Origin of the sequence: Sphingomonas sp. 10B4, assembly GCF_035019905.1 — a bacterium.
Classification (GTDB): domain Bacteria; phylum Pseudomonadota; class Alphaproteobacteria; order Sphingomonadales; family Sphingomonadaceae; genus Sphingomonas; species Sphingomonas glacialis.
Window position 1 is genome coordinate 1 of record NZ_JASJVC010000055.1, and the last position, 23,470, is coordinate 23,470.

23 protein-coding genes are annotated in these 23,470 nt (G+C 66.9%); 14 read left to right on the forward strand and 9 right to left on the reverse strand.

Translation table 11 applies throughout. The features are described from left to right. Positions 1 to 89: 89 nt before the first annotated feature. Positions 90 to 1,193 carry a glycosyltransferase gene (locus tag QN347_RS14385; protein WP_322161926.1) on the forward strand — a complete coding sequence of 368 codons (1,104 nt, stop codon included), beginning with the start codon at positions 90 to 92 and terminating at the stop codon, positions 1,191 to 1,193. Between the two features lie 21 nt (positions 1,194 to 1,214). On the opposite strand, the gene maiA is transcribed toward QN347_RS14385, so the two are convergent. The 6 genes from maiA to pyrE all read right to left on the reverse strand — a co-directional run bounded on the left by maiA (position 1,215) and on the right by pyrE (position 5,647). Beyond that, positions 1,215 to 1,850, reverse strand: a complete 636-nt coding sequence (maiA, locus tag QN347_RS14390) for a maleylacetoacetate isomerase (RefSeq protein WP_322161927.1) — start codon at positions 1,848 to 1,850, stop codon at positions 1,215 to 1,217. Next, a complete protein-coding gene (locus tag QN347_RS14395; protein ID WP_322161929.1) occupies positions 1,847 to 2,911 on the reverse strand; it encodes an AI-2E family transporter in 1,065 nt (354 codons plus the stop codon). The genes maiA and QN347_RS14395 overlap by 4 nt, the downstream gene beginning before the upstream one ends. Continuing rightward, on the reverse strand, positions 2,908 to 3,810 hold the full coding sequence (gene lepB / locus QN347_RS14400) for a signal peptidase I (protein ID WP_322161931.1): 903 nt from the start codon (positions 3,808 to 3,810) through the stop codon (positions 2,908 to 2,910). Before lepB ends, QN347_RS14395 begins: the two co-directional genes overlap by 4 nt. Then, positions 3,803 to 4,216, reverse strand: a complete 414-nt coding sequence (gene acpS, locus QN347_RS14405) for a holo-ACP synthase (protein WP_322161932.1) — start codon at positions 4,214 to 4,216, stop codon at positions 3,803 to 3,805. The genes lepB and acpS overlap by 8 nt, the downstream gene beginning before the upstream one ends. 124 nt (positions 4,217 to 4,340) lie before the next feature. Next, complete coding sequence (locus QN347_RS14410) at positions 4,341 to 5,069, reverse strand: pyridoxine 5'-phosphate synthase (protein ID WP_133191486.1); 729 nt, start codon at positions 5,067 to 5,069, stop codon at positions 4,341 to 4,343. Then, positions 5,066 to 5,647, reverse strand: coding sequence for an orotate phosphoribosyltransferase (gene pyrE / locus QN347_RS14415; RefSeq protein ID WP_133191487.1), 582 nt, complete (start codon positions 5,645 to 5,647; stop codon positions 5,066 to 5,068). Before pyrE ends, QN347_RS14410 begins: the two co-directional genes overlap by 4 nt. A 187-nt stretch (positions 5,648 to 5,834) precedes the next feature. Here pyrE and coxB point away from each other — a divergent pair, with 187 nt between their 5' ends. From coxB to QN347_RS14465, 10 genes are all read left to right on the forward strand, one after another. Then, positions 5,835 to 6,992 carry a cytochrome c oxidase subunit II gene (coxB, locus tag QN347_RS14420; RefSeq protein ID WP_322161934.1) on the forward strand — a complete coding sequence of 386 codons (1,158 nt, stop codon included), beginning with the start codon at positions 5,835 to 5,837 and terminating at the stop codon, positions 6,990 to 6,992. A gap of 3 nt (positions 6,993 to 6,995) precedes the next feature. Next, the gene (gene ctaD, locus QN347_RS14425; RefSeq protein ID WP_322161935.1) at positions 6,996 to 8,660 is read left to right on the forward strand and encodes a cytochrome c oxidase subunit I; all 1,665 of its coding nucleotides are present in this window, start codon (positions 6,996 to 6,998) and stop codon (positions 8,658 to 8,660) included. Between the two features lie 165 nt (positions 8,661 to 8,825). After that, positions 8,826 to 9,734: a heme o synthase gene (locus tag QN347_RS14430; RefSeq protein WP_322161936.1), complete on the forward strand. Its 909-nt coding sequence runs from the start codon at positions 8,826 to 8,828 to the stop codon at positions 9,732 to 9,734. Further along, positions 9,731 to 9,892, forward strand: coding sequence for a hypothetical protein (locus tag QN347_RS14435; protein ID WP_165954550.1), 162 nt, complete (start codon positions 9,731 to 9,733; stop codon positions 9,890 to 9,892). The genes QN347_RS14430 and QN347_RS14435 overlap by 4 nt, the downstream gene beginning before the upstream one ends. Beyond that, positions 9,892 to 10,431 (forward strand): cytochrome c oxidase assembly protein, encoded by a 540-nt coding sequence (locus QN347_RS14440; RefSeq protein ID WP_189676351.1) that lies wholly within the window; start codon positions 9,892 to 9,894, stop codon positions 10,429 to 10,431. Before QN347_RS14435 ends, QN347_RS14440 begins: the two co-directional genes overlap by 1 nt. 46 nt (positions 10,432 to 10,477) lie before the next feature. Then, positions 10,478 to 11,335 carry a cytochrome c oxidase subunit 3 gene (locus tag QN347_RS14445; RefSeq protein WP_133191492.1) on the forward strand — a complete coding sequence of 286 codons (858 nt, stop codon included), beginning with the start codon at positions 10,478 to 10,480 and terminating at the stop codon, positions 11,333 to 11,335. A gap of 4 nt (positions 11,336 to 11,339) precedes the next feature. Continuing rightward, positions 11,340 to 11,735, forward strand: coding sequence for a DUF983 domain-containing protein (locus QN347_RS14450; protein ID WP_165954551.1), 396 nt, complete (start codon positions 11,340 to 11,342; stop codon positions 11,733 to 11,735). Further along, positions 11,732 to 12,367: an SURF1 family protein gene (locus QN347_RS14455; protein ID WP_322161938.1), complete on the forward strand. Its 636-nt coding sequence runs from the start codon at positions 11,732 to 11,734 to the stop codon at positions 12,365 to 12,367. The genes QN347_RS14450 and QN347_RS14455 overlap by 4 nt, the downstream gene beginning before the upstream one ends. 11 nt (positions 12,368 to 12,378) lie before the next feature. Then, a complete protein-coding gene (gene thrC, locus QN347_RS14460; RefSeq protein WP_322161940.1) occupies positions 12,379 to 13,779 on the forward strand; it encodes a threonine synthase in 1,401 nt (466 codons plus the stop codon). Further along, a complete protein-coding gene (locus tag QN347_RS14465) occupies positions 13,779 to 14,645 on the forward strand; it encodes a class I SAM-dependent methyltransferase (RefSeq protein WP_189676347.1) in 867 nt (288 codons plus the stop codon). Before thrC ends, QN347_RS14465 begins: the two co-directional genes overlap by 1 nt. 23 nt (positions 14,646 to 14,668) lie before the next feature. On the opposite strand, the gene QN347_RS14470 is transcribed toward QN347_RS14465, so the two are convergent. Continuing rightward, positions 14,669 to 15,979 (reverse strand): HAMP domain-containing sensor histidine kinase, encoded by a 1,311-nt coding sequence (locus tag QN347_RS14470; protein WP_323494091.1) that lies wholly within the window; start codon positions 15,977 to 15,979, stop codon positions 14,669 to 14,671. Then, entirely contained in the window at positions 15,979 to 16,656 is a 678-nt protein-coding gene (locus QN347_RS14475) for a response regulator (protein ID WP_133191496.1), read from the reverse strand. The genes QN347_RS14470 and QN347_RS14475 overlap by 1 nt, the downstream gene beginning before the upstream one ends. 90 nt (positions 16,657 to 16,746) lie before the next feature. Between QN347_RS14475 and QN347_RS14480 the strand changes: the two genes are divergently transcribed. The 3 genes from QN347_RS14480 to QN347_RS14490 are packed head-to-tail and all read left to right on the forward strand — an operon-like array spanning position 16,747 to position 22,627. After that, positions 16,747 to 18,009: an efflux RND transporter periplasmic adaptor subunit gene (locus tag QN347_RS14480; protein WP_322161942.1), complete on the forward strand. Its 1,263-nt coding sequence runs from the start codon at positions 16,747 to 16,749 to the stop codon at positions 18,007 to 18,009. Next, a complete protein-coding gene (locus QN347_RS14485) occupies positions 18,006 to 21,209 on the forward strand; it encodes a CusA/CzcA family heavy metal efflux RND transporter (RefSeq protein WP_322161943.1) in 3,204 nt (1,067 codons plus the stop codon). The genes QN347_RS14480 and QN347_RS14485 overlap by 4 nt, the downstream gene beginning before the upstream one ends. Beyond that, positions 21,206 to 22,627, forward strand: coding sequence for an efflux transporter outer membrane subunit (locus tag QN347_RS14490; protein WP_322161944.1), 1,422 nt, complete (start codon positions 21,206 to 21,208; stop codon positions 22,625 to 22,627). Before QN347_RS14485 ends, QN347_RS14490 begins: the two co-directional genes overlap by 4 nt. A gap of 7 nt (positions 22,628 to 22,634) precedes the next feature. On the opposite strand, the gene QN347_RS14495 is transcribed toward QN347_RS14490, so the two are convergent. Next, the gene (locus QN347_RS14495) at positions 22,635 to 23,258 is read right to left on the reverse strand and encodes a Crp/Fnr family transcriptional regulator (protein ID WP_229839372.1); all 624 of its coding nucleotides are present in this window, start codon (positions 23,256 to 23,258) and stop codon (positions 22,635 to 22,637) included. Between the last annotated feature and the right edge of the window lie 212 nt (positions 23,259 to 23,470).

Sequence of the window (23,470 nt, forward strand, 5' to 3'; positions counted from 1 at the left end):
GTCATCGATCCTGCAGATTTCAGAATCATGGCTTGAGCGAGCGACGATTTCGCGGGTCGTCAAGCAGACGGAGTATAGCGTCGCTCATCATGTTGAGTCCCAGACCCCCCGCCGCGCATATTCTCGCTTTTGCCCAAACGCTTGAGGGGGGTGGTGTCGAAAAGGCGCTGCTGCGGCTCGTCAAGGGATGGAGCGATCTCGGCCGGCGCGTGACGCTGGTGATCGGCGACGCCACGGGCCCGCTGTCGCGCGATCTGCCCGATAATGTCGAGACTCGGCTGCTCGGACGGTCCTCGATGATCGGGATGGGCGGCCTCGCCGCAGTGACGCACGAGATTGGCCCCGACGTGTTGTTCTGCCCCGGCAACCACTATTCCGCGCTTGCGGCCTGGACCAAATTGCGGCTCGGCAGCGCGTGTCCGCCGATTGTTGCGAAGATTTCGAACGCGCTGGTTCGGCGCGACCACGGTCCTGCCTTTGCGATGGCCTATCGCCGCTGGCTGCGCTGGCATCCGAGCTTTGTCGACCGGCTGGTCGCGATGAGCCCCGCGATGGCGGAAGAAGCGTGTGCCGAGATGGGCGCGGATCGCGCGATGTTGAGCGTCATCCCCAATCCACCGGTCCTTGGCACTCGCGATTCGGTGCTGCCCGCCATGCCGGCCGGGCGGTTCCTGCTCGGCGTCGGGCGACTCGCGCCGCAGAAGCGCTGGGACCGGCTGATCGATGCGTTCGATCGCATCGCCGATCGCGATATCGCGCTGATGATCGTCGGTGAGGGGGCCGAGCGTCCCGCGCTAGAGGCGCAGATCGCCGCACTCGGACTTGGCGGCCGGGTCTCGCTGCCGGGGCATGTCGCCGACCCAACCCCGGTGATCGCGCGCGCCGCGGCGCTGGCGCTCGTTTCGGATTTCGAGGGCGTGCCCGGTGTGCTGCGCGAGTCGCTCGCGGTCGGAACGCCCGTCATCAGCACCGATTCGAGCGTCGCGGTGCGCGAGATCATCACGCGTCCGTCGCTCGGCACGATCGTCACGCCGGGGGACGCGGGCGCGCTGTTCGCGGCGCTTGACGACTGGCTTGCCCCCGGTCGCGCACGCCCGCGGCCGGTGCCGCAGCCGGGCGAGCATGCCGCCGAGGCCTATCTCGATCTGTTCGACGAAGTGGTGCTCGAACGCCGCTTTGCGATGGCGGCCTGACGCGCCGTCGCGCTGTCGGGATCAGGCCGCGGTCGGCTTGACCCGGTCAGGATGCGCGGCGGCGATCGCCGGCATCGCGCTGGCCGCCGCATCCGCCGCGACCAGGCGTGGCCAGGCATCGAGCGGGACAACGAATCGGCGGGCATTATAGAGCTGCGGCACCAGGCAGATGTCGGCGAGATTGGGCGCCGTGCCACCGAGGAAGGGGCCGGGCAGATCGGCGGTCATCGCTTCGAGCGCGGTAAGCCCCTCGATGATCCAGTGCGCATACCACGTCTCGCGCGCGGCTTGATCGGCGCCGAACTGCGCGGTCAGTTGGTTGAGCACGCGCAGATTGTCGATCGGATGGATGTCGGCGGCGATCACCAGCGCTTGCGCCTGCACCTGCGCGCGCGCGACCGGATCGGCGGGCAGCAGCGCCGCCGCCGGATAGACGGTGTCGAGATAGTCGATGATCGCGAGGCTCTGCGTCAGGATCGCGCTGCCGGTATCGAGCGCGGGCACCAGACCTTGTGGGTTGCGCGCGACATAATCGGGCGCGCGCTGCGCGCCTTGGGTGAGATCGATCGCCACACGCTCATGCGCGATGTCTTTGAGGTTGAGCGCGATCCGAACGCGATATGCCGCCGAGGAGCGCCAATAATCGTAGAGGATCATGCCTCGGCGTCCCCCTCCGCCTCCGAGCTCCGCTCGAGCGCGACCTTGATCATCGCGGTCATCGGGTCGGCGAGCGTCAGCCCGATGATGCCGAACAGCGTGCCGGCAAGGATCTGCATCGACAGCGTCAGCGCCGGCGGCAGATCGACCGTCCGTTTGGCGACCATTGGGATGATGACATAGCCGTCGAGCCCCTGGATGAAGATATAGATGCCGATCGCGGCCAGCCCCGTATTCATCCCCGCACTGAAGCCGACCGAGATCATGATGATCCCGCTGGTGATTGCGCCGATATTGGGAATGAAGGCGAGGATGCCGGTGATGATGCCGAGCACCAAGGCCATAGGCACGCCCGCGATCGCGAGCGCGATCCCCGTCATAACGCCTTCGATCGCCATGCCGAACAAGCGCCCGGCGAGCAGCCGGCGCATCGTCTTGGCCATCTCCTTGATCGTGCCCGAGAAGCGCTTGCGCTGGTCGCTCGGCACCATCCACTGCAGCCCGCCCTCGTAGAGCCGTGGCTCCATCGCGATGAACAGGCCGATCACCAGCACCATGACGAGACTTGCCAGCGCGCCGAACGCAATGCCGAGATACGAGGTAAGCTTGCCGAACGACCCGAGCGCCTGCTGCATGATGCCGTTGAGATCGGCCTTGCCTGGCATGATCCCCTTTTGCGAGGCCCAGGTGATCAGCTTGGTCGCCTGGGTCATCAACGTCGCGCGCAATTGCTCGAACTGCTGGGTGATGCCGGCGCCGGTCAGATAGAAGACGATCGCGATGAACAGCACGGTCAGCACCACGACGATCGCGAGCCGATAGGCGCGGCCGATCGGCAGCACGCGGCCGAGTAGGCGCACCCCGCCATCAAGCATCGAGGCGAAAACGAGGCCGCCGAAGATGATCAGCAATGGCTGGATCAGCAACACGACGAGCGCGATCGCGCCCGCCAGCCCGAGCCACACGGTCGCGCGCTTCAACTCCTGTCGGACGAAGGGATCGCGCAGTTCGTTGGGGGCCGGTTCGGTCACGATCTTGGCTTGGGCCGTGTCTTCGCTCACTGGGAACGCTCCGCATGCAGCGAGGTGCCGGCGCGGCCACCGCGGAACGATTGTCCCCAGGTCAGCGGGTTCCAGCTTCCCAAGCCTGTCTTGGAAAAGGTGATGAACTCGGCGCGACCGCCGAGATATTCCCACGGGACCGGACCGCCCAGGCCCTGTTCTGCCAGTGAGAAGCGACTGTCGGCGCTGCGATCGCGATTGTCGCCCATCAGGAAGACGTGACCCGCCGGGATCGTGACTTCCTTATAGTTATCGCCGATCGACGGCCCGAGCTCGACCGTGTCGTAATGCCGCCCGTTGGGGAGCGTCTCGGTGATGACGGGGACGTGGCAGACGGTCTTGCCATCGGGGGCGGTGCGCAGCGCGTCGTCGCCGAGATCGCACGTCGCGCGTTCGGGCGCGGGAAGCTGGACGCCGCCGTAATTGGGGATGTCGACATAATGCAGCGGGCCGCGCTTCACGGGCACGCCGTTGAGGATCACGGTGCCGTCGCGCACTTCGAGGCGATCGCCGGGCAGGCCGATCAGCCGCTTGATATAATCGGTCTCGGTGCCCGGCGGCGTGACGATGACGACGTCGCCGCGCTCGGGAAGATGGCCGAGCAAACGGCCCTTGATGAACGGCAGCAGATGGAAGGTCGGCGAGACGAACGACCACCCGTACGGAAACTTGCTGACGACCAGCTGATCGCCGACGAGCAGCCCCGGCAGCATCGATTCCGAGGGAATATAGAAGGGCTTGGCGATGAAGGTATGAAAGCCGAGCACCGCAAGGATCAGCCAGAAGATGCCGCGCACTTCGCCCGCCCAGTCGGTCCGCCCCTTTTTGGGCTGGATCACGGGCTCGTGGGGGACGGGCTCGTTGGTGTCTTGCGTGCGCAGGGCCACATCCTCACTCATACGTATCCTTCATGACCGCTTCGATGATCACGAAGGCCTGCGCCCAGGGGTGATCGTCGGTCATCGTCAAATGGAGCGTCGCGACGTGGCCGTCGGGCGTGATCGCGTCAAGCCTCGCCTTTGCCCCGCCGGTCAGCGCCAGTGTCGGCGCGCCCGAGGGGGCGTTGACGACACCGATATCGCGCATGAACACGCCAGCCTTGAATCCGGTACCGACGGCTTTCGAAAAAGCTTCCTTGGCGGCGAAGCGCTTGGCGAGCGTGCCGGCCTTGGTGAAAGGGCGACGGGCGGCCTTCGCTTGTTCGAGCGGGGTGAACACGCGATTTTCGAAGCGCGCGCCGAAGCGGTCGAGCGACGCCTGGATCCGCTCGATATTGCAGAGGTCCGAACCGATGCCGATGATCATCGCAGATTCCCCTCCCGCTTGCGGGAGGGGTTAGGGGAGGGGCGTGCGTCCAGCGCCGTGCTCGCAGAAACAGGCCCTCCCCTGGCCCCTCCCGCACGCGGGAGGGGAGCAGGTCGCGCGCGCTTCACCGCGCCGCGTCCATCGCCGCGCGCATCTGGCGGACGGCCTGGTCGAGCCCGACGAACAGCGCCTCGCCGACCAGGAAATGCCCGATGTTCAGCTCGCGCACCTGCGGGATCGCCGCGATTGGCGCGACATTGGCATAGGTCAACCCGTGCCCGGCATGGACCTCGATGCCGTTCTTCGCCGCCAGCGCGGCCGCATCGGCCAAGCGGCGCAACTCGGCGGTCTGCGCTTCGCCCGTGAGATCGCAATAGCGGCCGGTATGAAGCTCGATCACCGGCGCGCCGAGCCGGATCACGGCATCGATCTGGCGCGCATCGGGTTCGATGAACAGCGAGACGCGGATCCCGGCATCGCGCAACGCGCCGACCAGCGGCGCGAGCCGATCGTAACGCCCGGCGGCGTCGAGCCCGCCCTCGGTCGTCACTTCCTCGCGCTTTTCTGGCACGATGCACGCGGCATGCGGCGTATGGCGCAGCGCGATCGCGAGCATTTCCTCGGTCGCCGCCATTTCGAGGTTGAGCGGGATCGTCAATTGCTCGGATAGGCGGGCGATATCGTCGTCGGTGATGTGGCGGCGATCCTCGCGCAGATGCGCGGTGATGCCGTCAGCACCCGCTTCGGCAGCGAGCAGCGCCGCGCGCACCGGATCGGGATAGCCCGCGCCGCGTGCATTGCGCACCGTTGCGACATGGTCGATGTTGACGCCGAGGCGCAGTTCGCGGTTCATGCTGCGCGACTCCCGGGCTTGATCGCGGGGATCGCCGCGAGTTCGGGCGGCAAGGCGTCCGCCGCATAGGTCGGCACGTCGAGCCGGATCAGCGGGAAGAACGGCACGCCCAAATCTGCGGTCCCGCTCGAGCGATCGACCAGCGCCGCCGCCGCGACCGTCTCGCCGCCGGCGCGCGCGATCGCCGCGATCGCCTCGCGCGATGACAGCCCGGTGGTGACGACGTCCTCCATCATCAAAACCTTGGTGCCGGGTTCGATCCGGAAGCCGCGGCGAAGTTCGAACACGCCCTCGGGCCGTTCGAGGAACATCGCCGGCACGCCGAGCGCGCGGCCCATTTCATGCCCGGCGATCACGCCGCCCATGGCAGGCGAGATCACCGCGGCGATGCTCGCGCGAAGCTCGGCCGGGAGGCGCGCGACGAGCGCTTCGGCCAGCCGCGCGCCGCGCGCCGGGTCCATCAGCACGCGCGCGCATTGCAGATAGCGTGGCGAGCGCAGCCCCGACGACAGGATGAAGTGCCCCTCCAACAAGGCCTCGGCGGCGCGGAATTCGGCAATAACATCGGCGTCGGTCATTGGTGGTCCGTCCTGCAGGAAGAGCCGCTTGATTAGGGTCGCGCGCCGCGTCGCGCAACGATTGTGCCAAAAAAGGCGTCGGCGCGGGTTGAGGCGAGGGCATAGCCTGCTATACGCCAAGCGATAAAGGCGTGTCCCCGCCTTGATAATGCCGTAAAAGCGGCGCTGCAGAGGGTAGAAGCAGACGATGCGTAGGATCGGGATCAAATCGATCGTGCTGGCGGCGAGCCTCGCGATCTCGAGCATCGGAGCGGCCGACGCCGCGCCGCAACCCGCCCCGATCGCGCCTGTCGCCAAACCCGTCGAAGCCGCGCCGGTCGCCGCTTCGCCCGCCACGGTGCAAGCCGCCCCCGCCGCAGTCGCTGCCCCCGCAGTCTCGAACGATCCGATGCTCGCGGTCGACGGCGCACCCGCGATGGCGATCGACCCCAATGTCGGCCAGCCGGTCGACGGGCTGATCACGATCCAGCCGCAGGTCACGCCGAACGGCAAGCAGGCGCTGTGGTTCCACAATTGGCTGCTCGTGCCGACGATCACGATCATCACGATCTTCGTCCTGTTGCTGCTTGTCTGGGTCGTCATCCGCTATCGCCGCGCCAACAACCCGGTCGCATCGAAGACTTCGCACAACACGATCCTCGAAGTGCTGTGGACCGGTGTCCCGGTGTTGATCCTGCTCGGCCTCGCGCTCCCCTCGATCGGGCTGCTGCAGGCGCAGTACAAGCCCGCGCCGAAGACCGCGGTGACGCTCAAGGCGATCGGCAACCAATGGTATTGGTCGTATCAATACCCCGACAATGGCGGGTTCGAGATCACCGCGAACATGCTCAAGGAAGCGGGCGAGACCGGCAAGGGCGAGCGCGCACGGACCGCGATCGACGGTCCGCGACTGCTCGCAACCGACAATCGCGTCGTGCTCCCGGTCGGCGTGCCGATCCGGCTGATCACCACCTCGAACGACGTGATCCACAGCTGGGAAATCCCGGCGTTCTGGATCAAGCTCGACGCCGTTCCGGGCCGCCTCAACGAGACGAGCTTCACGATCGACAAGCCCGGCGTCTATTTCGGCGTCTGCTCAGAGCTCTGCGGCGCGCGCCACGGCTATATGCCGATCACGGTCGAGGCGGTGACCCCCGCTGTCTATGCGCAGTGGGTCAAGGCCAAGGGCGGCACGATGCCGGGTGCGGCAGCAGCGCCCGCCACCGCCGAGCCCGCCACCGCCACGCCCGCGGTCGACGTGACCGCGAACGTCACCGGGCCGGTCGCCGACGGCGCAGCCACCGGACCTGTCAGAAACACGAGCGCGACGGCCAATGCCGCCGGCGCCGGCACAGTTGGACAATAAGCCATGACCGACTCCGCTCTCACCGGACACGCGTTCGACGCGCACCTGCATTCGGATGCGCACGCGCATGACGATCACCAGATGTCGTTCTTCGCGCGCTGGTTCATGTCGACCAACCACAAGGACATCGGGACGCTGTACCTGATCTTCGCGATCACCGCGGGAATCATCGGCGGCGCCATCTCGGGGCTGATGCGCGCCGAACTCGCCGAGCCGGGCATCCAGTATCTCGGCTATTGGGCAAGCTTCCTGCCCGGTGGCGAGCAGGGGCTCGATCACTCGCTCCATCTGTGGAACGTGCTGATCACCGCGCACGGTCTGATCATGGTGTTCTTCATGGTGATGCCCGCCATGATCGGCGGTTTCGGCAACTGGTTCGTTCCGATCATGATCGGCGCGCCCGACATGGCCTTCCCGCGGATGAACAACATCTCGTTCTGGCTGCTGATCCCTTCGTTCACGCTGCTGCTCGCTTCGCCCTTCTTCGGTGGTGCCGGCAACGGCTGGACGCTCTACGCGCCGCTCTCGACCTATGGCGAGCCGGGGCCGTCGACCGACATGGCGATCCTGTCGCTCCATCTCGCGGGCGCCTCGTCGATCCTCGGCGCGATCAACTTCATCACCACCATCTTCAACATGCGCGCGCCGGGCATGACGCTGCACAAGATGCCGCTGTTCGTGTGGTCGGTGCTCGTCACCGCCTTCCTGCTGCTGCTGGCGCTGCCGGTGCTCGCGGCCGCGATCACGATGCTGCTGACCGACCGCAACTTCGGCACGACCTTCTTCGATCCGGCCGGCGGCGGCGATCCGATCCTGTACCAGCATCTGTTCTGGTTCTTCGGCCACCCCGAAGTCTACATCATGATCCTGCCGGGCTTCGGCATCGTCAGCCAGGTGATCTCGACCTTCTCGAAGAAGCCCGTCTTCGGCTATCTCGGCATGGCCTACGCGATGGTCGCGATCGGCGTGGTCGGCTTCGTCGTGTGGGCGCACCACATGTTCACCACGGGCCTCAGCGTGAACACAAAGATGTACTTCACCGCGGCGACGATGGTGATCGCGGTGCCGACCGGCATCAAGATCTTCTCGTGGATCGCGACGATGTGGGGCGGCTCGCTGTCGTTCAAGACGCCGATGCTGTGGGCGATCGGTTTCATCTTCATGTTCACCGTCGGCGGCGTCACCGGCGTCGTGCTCGCCAATGGCGGCATCGACGATTACATGCAGGACAGCTACTACGTCGTGGCGCATTTCCACTACGTGCTGTCGCTGGGTGCGGTGTTCTCGCTGTTCTGCGGCTTCTATTACTGGTTCCCGAAAATGTCGGGGAAGATGTACAACGAGACGCTCGGCCAGATTCACTATTACGTGTTCTTCCTCGGCGTGAACGTGCTGTTCTTCCCGATGCACTTCCTCGGCCTCCAGAACATGCAGCGCCGCGTGCCCGACTACACCGATGCGCTGGCGCATTGGAACTGGGTCGCGACGCTCGGCTACAAGATCATGGCGGCGTCGATGCTGGTATTCTTCGTCAACGTCATCTGGTCGCTCGCCAAGGGCAAGCCCGCTGGCGACAGCCCCTGGGGCGAGGGTGCCACGACGCTCGAATGGACGCTGTCGAGCCCGCCGCCATATCACCAGTTCGAGACGCTGCCGCGGATCGACTGAGTTTGCGACCCTCGCTGCATCTGCGGCGAGGGTCGATCTTTTTCTCCCCTCTTGCTTGCGAGAGGGGTAGGGGTGGGCGCGCGCTCACCCCGCGACTCAGCGCCCGGTTTGGAGCGTGAGCCCACCCCCAGCCCCTCCCGCACGCGGGAGGGGGGTAGAAGTGAAATGACCGTAACCACGCTTACCCCCACCGCGACGCTCCCCGCCGACTGGCGCGATTTCTTCGCGCTGACCAAGCCGCGCGTCATGCGGTCGGTGGTGTTCACCGCTTTGTGCGGGATGCTCGCGGCGCCGGTGCAGCTTCCGTTCGTGCTCGGCTTCACCGCGATCCTGTGCATCGCGCTCGCCGCGGGCTCGGCTGGGGCGCTCAACCAATGGTACGAGTCCGACATCGACGCGCTGATGAAGCGCACCGCCAAGCGTCCGCTTCCTGCCGGCAAGATGGAGCGCGAGACCGCGCTGCAGTTCGGCGTCGGGCTCGGGGTCTTCTCGGTGCTGTTGATGGGGATGGCGATCGGGCTGCTCGCCGCGACGCTGCTCGCCGCATCGATCCTGTTCTACGTGCTCGTCTACACCGTCGGCCTCAAGCGCCGCACGCCGCAGAACATCGTCATCGGCGGTGCCGCGGGGGCATTCCCGCCGCTGATCGGCTGGGTCGCGGCGACCGGCAGCATTTCGACGCTCCCGCTGCTGATGTTCGCGATCATCTTCCTGTGGACTCCGCCGCACAGCTGGGCGCTCGCGCTGCTAATCCGTGATGATTACGCCAAGGGCGGCGTGCCGATGCTCCCCGTCGTGGCGAGCGCGCGCACGACGCGCTGGCAGATGCTGTTCTACGCCGTGCTCATGGCCGCCGCGGCGGTGTCGCCCTGGGCGCTCGGCCTGGCTGGCGCGACCTACGGGATCATCGCGGCGGTGACGTCGGCGATCTTTGTCGGGCTCACCGCCTGGGTCGTCGTCCAGCGCGCGGCGACGCCGGCCGAGATGAAGGCTGAACGCTTCCTGTTCGTCTATTCGATCGGCTATATCCTCGCGATCTTCGCGACCCTCGCAATCGATCGGCTGACGACATGAACCCCGACCCGCGCCCCGACCTGTCGATCCCGCACGCCGACCTCGTCCGCAAGCGCCAGCGTACGCGCGCAGCGGTGCTGGGCGTGATCCTCGGCGCGTTCGTCGTCCTGGTGTTCGCGATCACCATCGCCAAGATCAAGGCGGGGATGCCGCACTGATGGTGCTCGACGGCAAGCTTCGTACCGCGCTCTTTGCCGTTCTGGGCATTTGCTTCATGACCGGGCTCGGCTGGGCGAGCATCCCGCTCTACCGGATGTTCTGCCAGGCGACGGGGCTCAACGGCACGACGCAGCGCGCGCTGCGCGCGCCCGGTGCGGTCAACCAGCAGATCCGCATCGACTTCGACACCAACGTCGCGCCGCACATGCCGTGGAAGTTCGCGCCTGAGAACCCGTCCGAGACGGTCGATATCGGCGCGCGCGACATGGCGTTCTTCACCGCGACCAACACGTCGGACAAGCCGATCACGGGCACCGCGACGTTCAACGTGACGCCGTCGCAGGCGGGCAAATATTTCACCAAGATCCAGTGCTTCTGCTTCACACAGCAGACCTTGAAGCCTGGCGAAACCGCGCGGATGCCGGTGATTTTCTTCGTCGACCCCAAGATCCTCCAGGATCCCGACGCAAGCGACGTCCAGACGATCACGTTGAGCTACACGTTTTACCCGGTGGATTCCGCGAAGGCCAAAGGCTAGAGCAGGGTCACGGGACGAGATAGAGACCAGAGCAGAGGGAAAACCCATGGCCGGTGCGAAGAACCACGATTACCATATTCTACCACCGAGCATTTGGCCGTTTGCCGGATCGATGGCTGCGCTCGTGATGGCAGCTGGCGGGATCATGTGGATGCATTCGTCCGCTGGCGGAGGTCTGGTGTTCTACGCCGGTTTGGCGGGCGTGCTCGCGGTGATGTACGGCTGGTGGCGCCAGGTTATCGTCGAGGCGCATGCCGGCGACCATACGCCGGTCGTCCAGCTCCACCTGCGCTACGGCATGATCCTGTTCATCGCCTCCGAAGTGATGTTCTTCGTCGGCTGGTTCTGGGCGTTCTTCGACTTCTCGCTCTTCCCCGCGCACATCGCGTACGATTCGGTCGCCAAGACCGTCAGTGTCGTCACCGACACGGCGGGCACCTGGCCTCCGAAGGGGCTCGAGGTCATCAATGCCTTCCGCTTCCCGCTGCTCAACACGCTGATCCTGCTGACCAGCGGCACGACGATCACTTGGGCACACCATGCGCTGATCCACGGCGACCGCGACGGCCTCAAGAAGGGGCTGTGGTGCACGATCGTGCTCGGGCTGATCTTCAGCTGCATCCAGGCGTACGAATATGCCGACGCGCCGTTCCCCTTCAAGGGGCTCAATTATGGTGCGTCGTTCTTCATGGCGACTGGCTTCCACGGTTTCCACGTGATGATCGGCACGGTCTTCCTGATCGTCTGCCAGATCCGCGTCTATCGCGGCGATTTCACCCCCAAGCAGCATTTCGGCTTCGAAGCGGCGGCCTGGTACTGGCACTTCGTCGACGTCGTGTGGCTGTTCCTGTTCGTCTCGATCTATGTCTGGGGTGGCTGGGGCGCACCGGTCCACGCAGGGTGAGCCTGTGACCGAGCAGCGGGCGAAGGCCGTGGCGCCGACGCCCGTTGCCGCAGCGCTGAAGGGCCTGTGCCCGCGCTGCGGCGCGCCCGGGCTGTTCAAGGGCGTGCTCGACTTCGGCGATCGCTGCAAAGTCTGCGGGCTCGATTTCACCACCTTCAATGTCGGTGACGGGCCAGCGGCGATCCTGACGCTGGTGCTCGGCGCGATCGTCGTCGGGCTCGCGATCACGATCCAGCTGGCTTACGGGCCGCCGATCTGGCTGCAGATGCTGATCTGGCTGCCGATCACCGTCGTCAGCGTGGTCGGATCGCTGCGGATCGCGAAAGCCGCGCTGCTCGGCTCCGAATATCGCACCGCCGCGCACGAGGGGCGGATCGCGCCGCCCGAGACGTTGCCGTGAAACGTGTCCCGCTGATCCCGACACTGATCGTCGGCATCGCGATCGTCGCGATGATCGGGCTCGGCATCTGGCAGCTCGAGCGCCGCAGCGAGAAGGCCGCGCTGCTCGCCCGCTATGCGCGCAACGTGACGTTGCCACCGATGGCATTCCCGCGCGACCCGACCGACGCAAAGCTCCTTTTCCGCCGGGCGAGCGCGCTGTGCCTGCAGCCGATCAGCTTCGCGATCGAAGGTGGCCGCAACGCGCGCGGCGGCACTGGCTGGCGCCAGATCGCAAGGTGTCGCACGGGTGCCGAGGGACCGGGCTTCACGGTACAGCTCGGGTTCGGCAACGATCCGCATGCTAAGCCCGTCTGGAAGGGCGGACCCGTCACCGGATATCTGACCTACGCGCCCGACCATGCGGCGCTGATCGCTGGGATGGTCGGGGAAGGCGCGCCCAAGACGCTGATGCTCGTCGCTGATCCGCCGGCCGCCGGGCTCGACCCCAATCCCGGCCCCGATCTCGACGCGGTGCCCAACAATCACCTTGCCTATGCGGTACAATGGTTCGTGTTCGCGAGCCTTGCCGCAATTATCTATGCCGTGGCCTTGCGGCGGCGAACGGTTGCCGAGTCGCCTCCACCCCGCTAACCGCTACCGCCATGCGCTATATCAGCACGCGCGGCTCCGCGCCGACCCTCGACTTTCGCGACGTAACACTCGCGGGGCTTGCCAAGGATGGCGGACTCTATCTGCCCGAAAGCTGGCCGAGCTTCTCGGCCGCGCAGATCGCGGCGATGCAGGGGCTGTCCTATGTCGAAACCGCGGTCGCGGTGATGCTGCCCTTCGTCGAGGGCACGCTGAGCGAAGACGATCTGCGTACGCTGTGTACCCAGGCCTATGGCCGCTTTGCGCACGCCGCGGTGGTGCCGCTCGCGCAACTCGACGAACGCAATTGGCTGCTCGAGCTCTTCCACGGCCCGACGCTCGCCTTCAAAGACGTCGCGCTGCAGCTCCTGGGCTTGCTGTTCGAACGCTTCCTCACCGGATCGACGCAGCAGGTGACCGTGGTCGGCGCCACCTCGGGCGATACCGGCTCGGCAGCGATCGACGCGCTTGCGGGGCGCGCCGGGGTCGATGTCTTCATGCTCCACCCCAAGGGCCGCGTGTCGGACGTCCAGCGCCGTCAGATGACGACGGTGATCGCGCCCAACATCCACAACATCGCGCTTGAGGATGCGAGCTTCGACGACGCACAGGCGCTGGTGAAGGCGATGTTCAACGATCCTGCCTTCTCGGGCAAGTTCGCGCTGTCGGCGGTCAATTCGATCAACTGGGCGCGGTTGATGGCGCAGATCGTCTATTATTTCTATGCCGCCGTCCGGCTCGGCGCGCCCGAGCGACCGGTCGCCTTCTCGGTGCCGACGGGCAATTTCGGCGACGTGTTTGCGGGATACGTTGCGGCCAAGATGGGGCTGCCGGTCGCCAAGCTGATCGTCGCGACCAACGTCAACGACATCCTCCACCGTGCGCTGAGCGCCGGCGACTATTCGCAAGGCACCGTCGTGCCGACGCCGAGCCCGTCGATGGACATCCAGGTTTCGAGCAATTTCGAGCGGTTGTTGTTCGATCTCGGCGGGCGCGACGGTCATGCACTCGCCGATCAGATGCGCGGGTTCGAGACGTCGAAGGCGATGCGCCTGACGAACGCGCAGCGCGAGGGCGCGGCTGCACTGTTTGCGAGCGACCGGATCGATCTCGACGACATGGCGCTGGCGATGCGCTGGGCGTGCGAAGCGAGCGGCCAAGTGATCGACCCGCACACCGCGATCGGCCTTGCGGCCGCTCGCCGTGCCGATCTGCCGGCCGACGTGCCCATCGTCACGCTCGCGACCGCGCACCCCGCCAAGTTCCGCGACGCGGTCGAGCGGGCGACTGGGCAACGCCCGGTCCTGCCGGCGCGAATGGGCGACCTGTTCGAGCGCGAGGAACGCTACGCCTCGCTGCCGGGGACGTTCGAGGCGGTGACGGCGTATATCGCCGAGCGGGCGAGTGCACGGTAATGGGCCCTTTGCTCACGCTCATCGCCGAACCCTGGCAGGATTACGGCCTCGTCGACTCCGGCCACGGCCGCAAGCTCGAGCGCTACGGCCGCTTCCGCTTCATCCGCCCCGAGCCGCAGGCGATGTGGGCGCCCGCGTCGGACAGCTGGGAAGCCGATGGCGACTTCATCGGCGCGTCGGACGAGGATGGCGGCGGACGCTGGCACCTCTCGCGCGACGTGCCGCGCGGCGGCTGGCATGTCCGCTGGAACGAAGTGCTGTTCACCGCGCAAAACACGCCCTTCCGCCATTTGGCCTTCTTCCCCGACATGGCGCCGCAATGGGAATGGATGCGCGGCAAGGTCGCCGAGGGCGATCAAGTGCTCAACCTGTTCGGCTATACCGGGGTCGGGACGCTCGCGCTTGCCGCCAAGGGCGCAGCGATGACGCATGTCGATGCCTCGAAGAAATCGGTCGATGCCGGCAAGGCCAACGCTTTCCTGTCGGACATGTCGGATCGGCCGATCCGCTGGATGGTCGACGACGCCGCCAAGTTCGCCGCGCGCGAAGTGCGGCGCGAGAAACGCTATGACGGCATCTTCCTCGATCCGCCCAAGTTCGGACGTGGCCCCGATGGCGAAGTGTGGAAGCTCGAGGAAGGCCTGCCCGGCCTGATCGCCGATTGCCGCCGCTTGCTCGACAAGGACAGCAAGTTCCTCGTCCTCACCGTTTATGCCGTGCGGATGTCGGCATTGGCGATCGGCGAGGTAGTGCGCCAGGCGCTGTCCGATCTCGGCGGTACGGTCGAAGTCGGCGAGATGGCGGTGCGCGAGGAAGCGCGCGGGCTGTTGCTGCCGACCGCGATCTTCGCACGCTGGACGCGGTAATCGCGGCGTTGCTCTGACGCTGGTCAGTGCGGCGTGGCGCGGTCGCGCAGCACGATCTCAAACACCAGGCCGCGCTCCTCGGGGCCGGGCGTGATCGTCAGCGTGCCGCCATGCGCGCGTGCGATCCGCTCGACCAGCGACAGGCCGATGCCCGATCCTTCGACGCCGCGATCGGCGCCGCGCCAGAGGCGGTCCTTTAGCCGTGCAAGCTGCGCGGCTGGCACGCCGATGCCGTCATCGGTCACGCTCACCCGCGCGCCGGGGCCCGCCCGCACGATGATCGCCGTGCCGACGGGCGTGTATTTCGCGGCATTGTCGACCAGATTCTCGAGCGCGAGGATGATCGCGTCGGGATAGCCGTGGACCGGGGCGACATCGGTCGCGGTCTCGAACGCGATCGACCGGCCGCCGGTAACGATGCCCGGTGCCCGATCGGCGACCACCTGCGTGGCGAGCGCGACCAGATCGAACGCCTCGGCTCCGGCGACCTGCGGTTGCTCGAGCTCGGCGAGCGCGAGCAATTGCCCGATGACGCGCGCCGCGCGATCGACCGACGCCATCAGGTCGGCACGCACCCCCGCATCGGCGACCGCGTCGGCGCGCAGCCGGATCGCGGCGAGCGGGGTGCGCAGTTCGTGCGACACATCGGCGGCGAACGCGCTCTGGATGTGGAGCGCGGCGACCAGCCGATCGAGCGCGGCATTGGTCGCCTCGGCGAGCGGCTCGGCCTCGGTGGGAAGCACCCCGCGCGGCAAGCGCGTGTCGAACGACTGTGGGCCGATCGTCGCCGCGATCGCCGACACCGCGCGCATCCGCAGCGTCAGCCGCCGCGCGAGCAGCACGCCGATCAACGGCACCAGCGCGGCGATCGGCAGCGTGAGCAAGGCGAAGCGCTTGAGGAAGGTGCGCACGATATCGTCGGTGATGACCTCGGGGTCGGTGTCGTCCTGCGACACGACGATCCAGCCGCCGCGCGTCGGCAGGCTATACCCTTCGACCGCGCCCCGACGGAAGAAATGCGCGCGACTGTCGAGCGGTGCCGCGGCAAGCACGGCGCGCCGCGCGGGGCCGCTGCTGCGGTCGATCCGCCGATCGCTGCCGAAGGTGGCGACCGCCATGCCGTTGATCAGCGGGATGGCCGCGATCGTGCCAGCGCCGTCCGCGCGCGCCGCCGCGACGACCTGTGCCTGCCGAACGAGCAAGCTGCGCTGGAAACGATCGGCGGTCTGGTGGAGCAGCGTGGTCGCGCTCCACAGCAACACCAGCGTCGCGATCAGTGCAACCGCGATGTGCAGCACGACGAATTGCCCGAGCAGCGAGCGCGGCGCGCGCATCATGCCGGCGTGGCGAGCAGCATATAGCCGACGCCGCGCACCGTCTCGATCCGCGCACCCGTCGCCGCCTCGTCGAGCCGCTTGCGCAGGCGGTGGACATAGACCTCGATCGCGTTCGACCCGAGATCGCCGTCGAGCCCGAACAGATGGTCCTCGGCGATCCGCTTGGGGACGACCTTGCCGACGCGGCGCAGCAGCAGTTCGAGCAATTCGGTCTCGCGCGCCGACAGGCCGAGCACGCGCTCGCCGACCGAGGCGACGCGCGTCTCGACCGCGAAGCTGAGCGCGCCGCATTGCAGCGCGCGCCCGACATGCCCGTCGCGCCGCCGCAGGATCGCGAGCAGCCGCGCATGGAGTTCGTCGAGGTCGAACGGCTTGACCATATATTCGTCGGCGCCGGCGTTGAGCCCGAGAATCCGCGCGTCGATCGCCCCGCGTGCGGTCAGCACGAGGACGGGACGCGTATCGCCGCGCGCGCGCATTCGCGTGAGCAGGCCCATCCCGTCGCCATCGGGCAGGCCGAGATCGAGCAGTACCGCTGCATAGTCGCTCGCCTCGAGATAGGCTTCGGCGGCTTCGATCGTCGACGCATGGTCGATCGCGACGCCGCGCCGGACCAGCGCATCCGCCAGCGCCGTCGCGACCGCGGGCTCATCATCGACCAATAGTACGCGCATCGGACCTTTTCTGTGTGCACTGCGGCATCTGTAAGCCGACTGTAAGCGAGCGCGCCTAGGGCTGACAGCCAAATCACAGCAGGTCCTTCGATGCACACGACCGTTCCCCCCCAGGCGCTGCCCCCCACCCGTAGCCTGTCGCGCGCGACGCAAATGCGCTGGCTCGGTATCGTTGGAGGGGCGGCGATCGGCTTGGCGCTGTTGTGGAGCGCGCTCGCCGCGCTGTTCCACCACGATGCAGCACCCGCGCCGACGACGCCGCCGGGCACGCTCCGCCTGACGTCCGAGCAAATGGCGGGGCTCAAGACGCTGCGCGTCGGCGTCGGCGAATCGGATCATCGCACGCTCGCAAGCGGTGCGATTACTGTCGATGGTGATCGCAGCACGCCGGTACTGCTGCCCTATGCCGGGCAAGTCGTGAAAGTGCTCGCCGATGCCGGGCAATATGTGAAGCCGGGGCAGCCGCTGCTGCTGATCCAGACGAGCGATTTCGTCGATGCGCGCAGCGGCCTGTTCAGCGCACGCGCGGCGTTCCAGAACGCGCAAGCACAACTCGCCACTGCGACCCGCAACGCCGAGCGTCAGAAGCAGATCTTCGAAACCGCAGGCGGCGCGCAGAAGGATTATCAACAGGCACAGACCGACCTGATCGCCGCGCAGGCGACCGCGCGCACCGCGGCGGCGACGCTCGGCGCGGCACGCGACAAGCTCGCGATCCTCGGCAAGTCGGCGGGCGAGATCGGCGCGCTCGAACGTGTCGGCGAGGTGTCGGGCATCCACGATCGCACGACGCTCCACGCCCCTGTCGGCGGTCTGATTGCGTCGCGCGACGTGGCGGCGGGGCAATATGTCGCGCAAGGCGGCGACAAGCCGGTGATGACGATCACCGATCCGTCGCACGTCTGGCTGATCGCGCAGCTCGCCGAGGGCGATGCGAGCGCAGTGCATGTCGGCGATAGCGTGACGGTCACCACCCCCGCGCTGCCGGGGCGCAGCTTCCACGCGACGATCGACCTGGTCGGCGCCGCGCTCGATCCGCAGACGCACCGCTTGCCGGTGCGCGCGACGATCGCCAATCCCGACGGCGCGCTGAAACCGCAGATGTTCGCAAGCTTCTCGATCCAGCGGCCACAGCAGAGCGCGGCGCTGCGCGTTCCGGTCGCGGCGGTGATCCATGAGGGCGATGCGGCACGCGTCTGGGTGGAGCGCCCCGACGGGTTGCTCCAGGGCCGCACCGTCACCGCCGGCGACGAGCAGGACGGCCAGGTCGTCATCCTGAGCGGGCTCAAGCCGGGCGAGCGGATCGTCACGGCGGGCGCGTTGTTCGTCAACGAGGCTGGTCTGGGCGAATGAACAGAATCGTCGAATTCTCGCTGCGCCAGCGGCTGCTGATCGTCGGTATCTTCGCCGCCATGCTGGTGGCGGGGGCGATCGGCTTCTGGAACCTCAATATCGAGGCCTATCCCGATCCCGTCCCGCCGATGGTCGAGGTCATCACGCAGACGCAAGGCCTGTCGGCCGAGGAGATGGAGCGCAACGTCACCATCCCGATCGAAGTCGGCATGGCGGGCATCCCGCACCTCACCGCGATCCGTGCGATCTCGCTGTTCGGCCTGTCCGACATCAAGATCCAGTTCAGCTACGATCTCACCAACGAGGCCGCCAAGCAGCAGGTGATCAACCGCCTGTCGCAGTTGCCGCCGCTATCGGGCGGGGCGCAGCCGACGTTGTCGCCGACGAGTCCGGTGGGCGAGATCTATCGCTACAAGATCACCGCGCCGCCGGGCTATTCGGTGATGGATTTGAAGACGCTGCAGGACTGGGTGCTGCAACGTCGCTTCAAGCGCATCCCGGGCGTGATCGACGTCACCGGCTGGGGCGGCAAGCTGCGCGCCTATGACGTGGTGATCGACAATGACCGGCTCGCGGCGCACGGCGTCACCGTGTCGCAAGTGCTGGCGGCGCTCTCCAAGAGCGACGGCAATGTGGGGGGGCAGACGATCAACTTCGGCGCGCAGGCGGCGATCGTCCGCGGCGTCGGGCTGATCCAGTCGGTCTCGGGAATCGAGAACGTGCTGGTCGGCAGCGCGAACGGCCAGCCGATCCTGTTGAAGGACGTCGCGCGCGTCCAGATCGGCAACGAGCCGCGGCTCGGCATCGCCGGATACAACAATGAAGACGACATCGTGCAGGGCATCGTGCTGATGCAGCGCGGCGCGCAGTCGATGCCGACGATCCAGGCGGTGCAGAAGGAAGTGTCCGACATCAACGCCTCGGGGCTGCTGCCGCCGGGCGTGCATCTCGACCGCGTCTATGACCGCTCCGATCTGATCAAGCTGACGATCCACACCGTGCTCGAAAATCTCGTCGCCGGGATCGCGTTGATCTTCTTCCTGCAATGGGCGTTCCTCGGCAATTTGCGCAGCGCGATCATCGTCGCGGCGACGATCCCGTTCGCGCTCGCCTTCGCGATCCTCATCCTCGTGCTGCAGGGCGAAAGCGCGAACCTGCTGTCGGTCGGTGCGCTCGATTTCGGGCTGGTGGTCGATGCGAGCGTGATCATGGTCGAGAATGTCTTCCGCCACATGGTCGAACGTTCGGCGCATGTCGAAAACGGGCGATTGGCTGGAACCGGGGGGCATTACACGCTGGCGAGCCGCTTCTCGGCGGTGCTCGGCGCGAGCCACGAGGTCAGCCGCGGGATCTTCTTCGCCGCCGCGATCATCATCGCGAGCTTCCTGCCGCTGTTCACGCTGACCGGGGTCGAGGGGCATATCTTCGGGCCGATGGCGAAGACCTATGCCTATGCCATCACCGGCGGCCTGATCGCGACCTTCACGGTCGCCCCGGTGCTCGCGACGCTGCTGCTGCCCGACAAACTGTCCGAGGTCGAGACGTGGATCGTCGGCAAGCTGCGCCGCGCATACGAACCCGCCGCCGCCTTCGCGCTCGGCAACCGCGTGCTTGCGGTCGGGGGCGCGTTGCTGCTGCTCGTCGCGGCGATGGTCGGCGTGCGCTCGCTCGGGATCGAGTTCCTGCCGCATCTCGAGGAAGGCAATATGTACATCCGCGCGAGCTTGCCCGCATCGATCAGCCTCGAGGCGGGGCAGCCTGTGGTCGACGGCGTGCGGCGGATGATCGCAGCCTATCCCGAGGTCGAATCGGTGCTCTCGGCGCATGGCCGGCCCGATGATGGGACCGATTCGACCGGCTTCTTCAACGCCGAGTTTTTCGTGCCGTTGAAGCCGTTCGGCACATGGCCCGCGGGCGTCACCAAGGAGACGCTCACCGCCGAGCTGTCGAAGAAGCTCCAGGCGAAATACCCGGGCGTCGATTTCTCCTTCTCGCAATATATCGAGGACAATGTCGAGGAAGCCGCCTCGGGGGTGAAGGGCGCCAATTCGATCAAGCTGTTCGGCCCCGATCTCGCGACGCTCGAAAAGTATGCCGACCAGATCAAGGACAAGATGGCCAAGGTCCCCGGCATCGTCGATCTCGGCGTGTTCCAGTCGCTCGGGCAGCCGACGGTGCGGATCGACGTCGATCGCGCGCGCGCCTCGCGTTACGGCCTGACCCCCGACGACATCAACGCCACCGTCGCCGCGGCAATCGGTGGGCAATCGAATGCCGATCTGTACGAGAAGGGCACCGACCGCCACTTCCCGATCATCGTTCGCCTGCGCGCCGAACAGCGCGACAGCATCGATTCGATCCGCCGCATCACCGTCGGTGCGCCTTCGCCGAACGGCACGGGTACGATCCAGGTGCCGCTGTCCGAAGTCGCCGACGTGAAGCTGACCTCGGGCGCGTCGTTCATCTATCGCGAGCATCAGGAGCGCTACATCCCAATCAAGTTCTCGGTCCGCGGGCGCGATCTCGGCGGCGCGGTCGATCAAGCGCGCGCCGAGATCACGCGCAGCGTCCATCTGCCGCCGGGCTATCATCTCGAATGGGCGGGCGAGCTCGACAATCTCAACAACGCCGTCGCGCGGCTGGAAGTCGTCGTGCCCATCAGCCTGTTGCTGATCCTGCTGCTGCTCTACGCCAATTTCGGCTCGATCCGCGATAGTCTCCTCGCTTTCTCGGCGATCCCGATGGCGATTATCGGTGGCGTGCTCGCGCTCGCGGTGTCGGGGACGGCGTTCAGCATTTCCTCGGCGATCGGCTTCGTCGCGCTGTTCGGGATTGCGGTGATGGACGGCATCCTGGTCGTCACCACCTTCAACCACGCGATCGACGAGGGCGTCGCGCGCTCGGGCGCGATCGCGACGACGGTGCGGCACAGCCTGCGTCCGGTGGTGATGACCTGCCTCGTCGCGGCGATCGGGTTGCTGCCGGCCGCGCTGTCGAACGGCATCGGCAGCCAGGTTCAGAAGCCGCTCGCTTTGGTCGTGGTCGGTGGGATGACGCTCGCGCCGATCTTGATCCTGCTCGTGCTGCCGGTGCTGATCGACCTGTTCTCGCATCGTGTCGCGCCCGAGGATCGCGGCGCCCATGGCCGCGATGTCGGGCATCATCCGCATCCCGCGGCCGAGGGGGAGACGCTGGCATGAAGCGGATCGCGATCAGCCTGCTCGCGCTCGGCGTGAGCGCCTGCGCGATGGGGCCGCGCGCGATGGTGCCGCCGGTCGCGCTGCCCCCGGCGATGGCGCCGCAGAGCTTCGCCCCGCCGCAGGGGCCGACCCAGGCCACCCGGCTGGCCGAAGTCCCGAGCGAATGGTGGCTCGCCTTCGGCAGCAGCGAGCTCGATACGCTGGTCGCCGAGGCGCTCGCGCACGCCACGGATATCGCGGTCGCTGACGCGACGCTGCGCCAGGCGCGCGAGCAGGCATCGGCCACCGCAGGCAGCGCGCTGCCGCAGGTCGACGCGAGTTACCAGGCGCAGCGCACGCGCGTGTCGAATGCGCTCTCGCCCGCGGTGATCGATTCGAACCAGCAGCTCTACACGCTCCACACCGCGCAGCTGAACGTCACCTACAATCCCGATCTATTCGGCGGCATCAAGACGCGGATCCGCTCGGCGCGTGCGCTCGCCGAGGTGCAGCGGCACCGGCTCGATGCCGCACGCACCACCGTGCTCGCCAATCTCGTCCAGGCGGTGATCCAGCGCGCGTCGCTCGCCGACCAGATCAGCGCGTTGCAGACGAGCGTCGCGGTCAATCGCGACATCCTCGCGCACTTGCTGAAGCGGCAGCAGCTCGGCGCGGTCGGCGCGGCGGATGTCGCGACGCAACAGGCGGCGCTCGCGACCGCGCAAAGTGCGCTGCCGGCGCTGGTGCGCGGCGAAGCGCATCAGCGCGTCGTCATCGCCACGCTGATCGGGCGTACCTCTGGCAGCGCGCTCCCGGCGCTGCCGTCGCTGACGGCGCTCGCGCTGCCGCAGGATCTGCCGGTGCTGCTGCCATCAGACCTGGTCGCGCGACGGCCCGACGTGGGCGCGGCGCGTGCGCAGCTCGAGGGCGCTGCGGCCGATGTCGGGACGGCGATCGCGGCACGACTGCCGAGCATCCAGCTCGAGGCCACCGGCGGCGGCACCGCGCAGCATTTGTTCGACATGTTCAGGAGCGGCAATCCGTTCTGGTCGGTGTTCGGCGGTGTGACGCAACCGATCTTCCACGCCGGCGCCCTGCGGCATCAGCAACGCGCCGCCGAGGCGGCACTCGATGCGGCCAAGGCGCAATATCGCGCGACCGTGCTCCAGGCGTTCGGCGACGTGTCGGATGCGCTCACCGGGCTCCGGACCGATGCCGAAGCTTATGACGCGGCCTCGCGCGCGGGCGATTCGTCGGCGCGTGCGCTTGGCTTCATCCGGCGGCAGCTCGCTTTGGGCGATGTCGGGACGCTCGCCTTGCTCAACGCGACCGCGACCGACGCACAGGCGCGCTCGCTCGTTATCCAGGCGCGGGCGGCGCGGCTGAGCGATACCGTCGCCTTGTTCCAGGCAGCGGGTGGTGGCGTGCCGCCGAGCTAAGCGCGGATCAATCGAAGTGCAGATACGCCGGGTCGAAATCGGCGACGCGGCACAATGCGTCCCAATCTTGCACCACGAACATCCGGCGCTCGCGGGCGATCAGCTGCTCGGCCTCGAGATTTTGCAGCATGCGGTTGACGTGCACTGGGGTGAGCGCGGTCGCGTCGGCGATCTGCTCCTGGCTCATTGGCAGTTCGAAACGGCGTTGCGCGTCGTCGAGCGGCGGCCCTTCGCGCCGATAGATCAGCTCGCACAACAGATGCGCGATCCGCGTCCGCGCGTCGCGCCGACCGACGTTGAGGATCCATTCGCGCTGGATCGATCCGTCGATCAAGCTGTCGCGCCACAACGCGCGCGCGACGTTCGGGCGCGCGTCGATCGTCGCGCGGATCGCATCGATCGGAATCCAGGCGATCCGCGCCTCGTTGAGCGCCTGGACATTATGGTCGGCGGTGCGCAGTTCGAGATGGTGGAGATCGACGATATCGCCGCGGCGGTGGAAGGACAGGATCTGGCGCTGCCCGACGCCGGTCAGTTTGCTGCGAAAGGCGTGCCCTTCAAGGACCAAGCTGCAGTCGCGCACCATTTGCCCGTCGCGCAGGAGGTAGCCGTTGCCGCGTACGTTCTGCATACGAATCGGCCACGCCCGAATCGCCAGGAGGTCGTCTCCGTCGAGGTGCGAGACGCGCTGTAATTTGGCCAACAGCGGGGCTTTGTTGCAAAACTGACGTTGGGGATTCACGTAGGGAATCGAGTGGGATAGATAGGCGTGATGCCCAAACCTGCCGCACCTGTGTATCGCACGACGAACTGGCCTGAGTATAATGCGGCCCTGAAGCGGCG

Coding starts and splice junctions, on each gene's coding strand:
- acpS (WP_322161932.1), bottom strand. CDS start 4,216: ATGATCATCGGCATCGGTTCGGACCTCTGCAATATCGAGCGGATCCAG.
- ctaD (WP_322161935.1), top strand. CDS start 6,996: ATGACCGACTCCGCTCTCACCGGACACGCGTTCGACGCGCACCTGCAT.
- QN347_RS14445 (WP_133191492.1), top strand. CDS start 10,478: ATGGCCGGTGCGAAGAACCACGATTACCATATTCTACCACCGAGCATT.
- QN347_RS14475 (WP_133191496.1), bottom strand. CDS start 16,656: ATGCGCGTACTATTGGTCGATGATGAGCCCGCGGTCGCGACGGCGCTG.
- QN347_RS14485 (WP_322161943.1), top strand. CDS start 18,006: ATGAACAGAATCGTCGAATTCTCGCTGCGCCAGCGGCTGCTGATCGTC.
- QN347_RS14440 (WP_189676351.1), top strand. CDS start 9,892: ATGGTGCTCGACGGCAAGCTTCGTACCGCGCTCTTTGCCGTTCTGGGC.
- lepB (WP_322161931.1), bottom strand. CDS start 3,810: ATGAGTGAGGATGTGGCCCTGCGCACGCAAGACACCAACGAGCCCGTC.
- QN347_RS14435 (WP_165954550.1), top strand. CDS start 9,731: ATGAACCCCGACCCGCGCCCCGACCTGTCGATCCCGCACGCCGACCTC.
- QN347_RS14465 (WP_189676347.1), top strand. CDS start 13,779: ATGGGCCCTTTGCTCACGCTCATCGCCGAACCCTGGCAGGATTACGGC.
- thrC (WP_322161940.1), top strand. CDS start 12,379: ATGCGCTATATCAGCACGCGCGGCTCCGCGCCGACCCTCGACTTTCGC.
- QN347_RS14430 (WP_322161936.1), top strand. CDS start 8,826: ATGACCGTAACCACGCTTACCCCCACCGCGACGCTCCCCGCCGACTGG.
- coxB (WP_322161934.1), top strand. CDS start 5,835: ATGCGTAGGATCGGGATCAAATCGATCGTGCTGGCGGCGAGCCTCGCG.
- maiA (WP_322161927.1), bottom strand. CDS start 1,850: ATGATCCTCTACGATTATTGGCGCTCCTCGGCGGCATATCGCGTTCGG.
- pyrE (WP_133191487.1), bottom strand. CDS start 5,647: ATGACCGACGCCGATGTTATTGCCGAATTCCGCGCCGCCGAGGCCTTG.
- QN347_RS14470 (WP_323494091.1), bottom strand. CDS start 15,979: ATGCGCGCGCCGCGCTCGCTGCTCGGGCAATTCGTCGTGCTGCACATC.
- QN347_RS14480 (WP_322161942.1), top strand. CDS start 16,747: ATGCACACGACCGTTCCCCCCCAGGCGCTGCCCCCCACCCGTAGCCTG.
- QN347_RS14410 (WP_133191486.1), bottom strand. CDS start 5,069: ATGAACCGCGAACTGCGCCTCGGCGTCAACATCGACCATGTCGCAACG.
- QN347_RS14385 (WP_322161926.1), top strand. CDS start 90: ATGTTGAGTCCCAGACCCCCCGCCGCGCATATTCTCGCTTTTGCCCAA.
- QN347_RS14490 (WP_322161944.1), top strand. CDS start 21,206: ATGAAGCGGATCGCGATCAGCCTGCTCGCGCTCGGCGTGAGCGCCTGC.
- QN347_RS14495 (WP_229839372.1), bottom strand. CDS start 23,258: ATGCAGAACGTACGCGGCAACGGCTACCTCCTGCGCGACGGGCAAATG.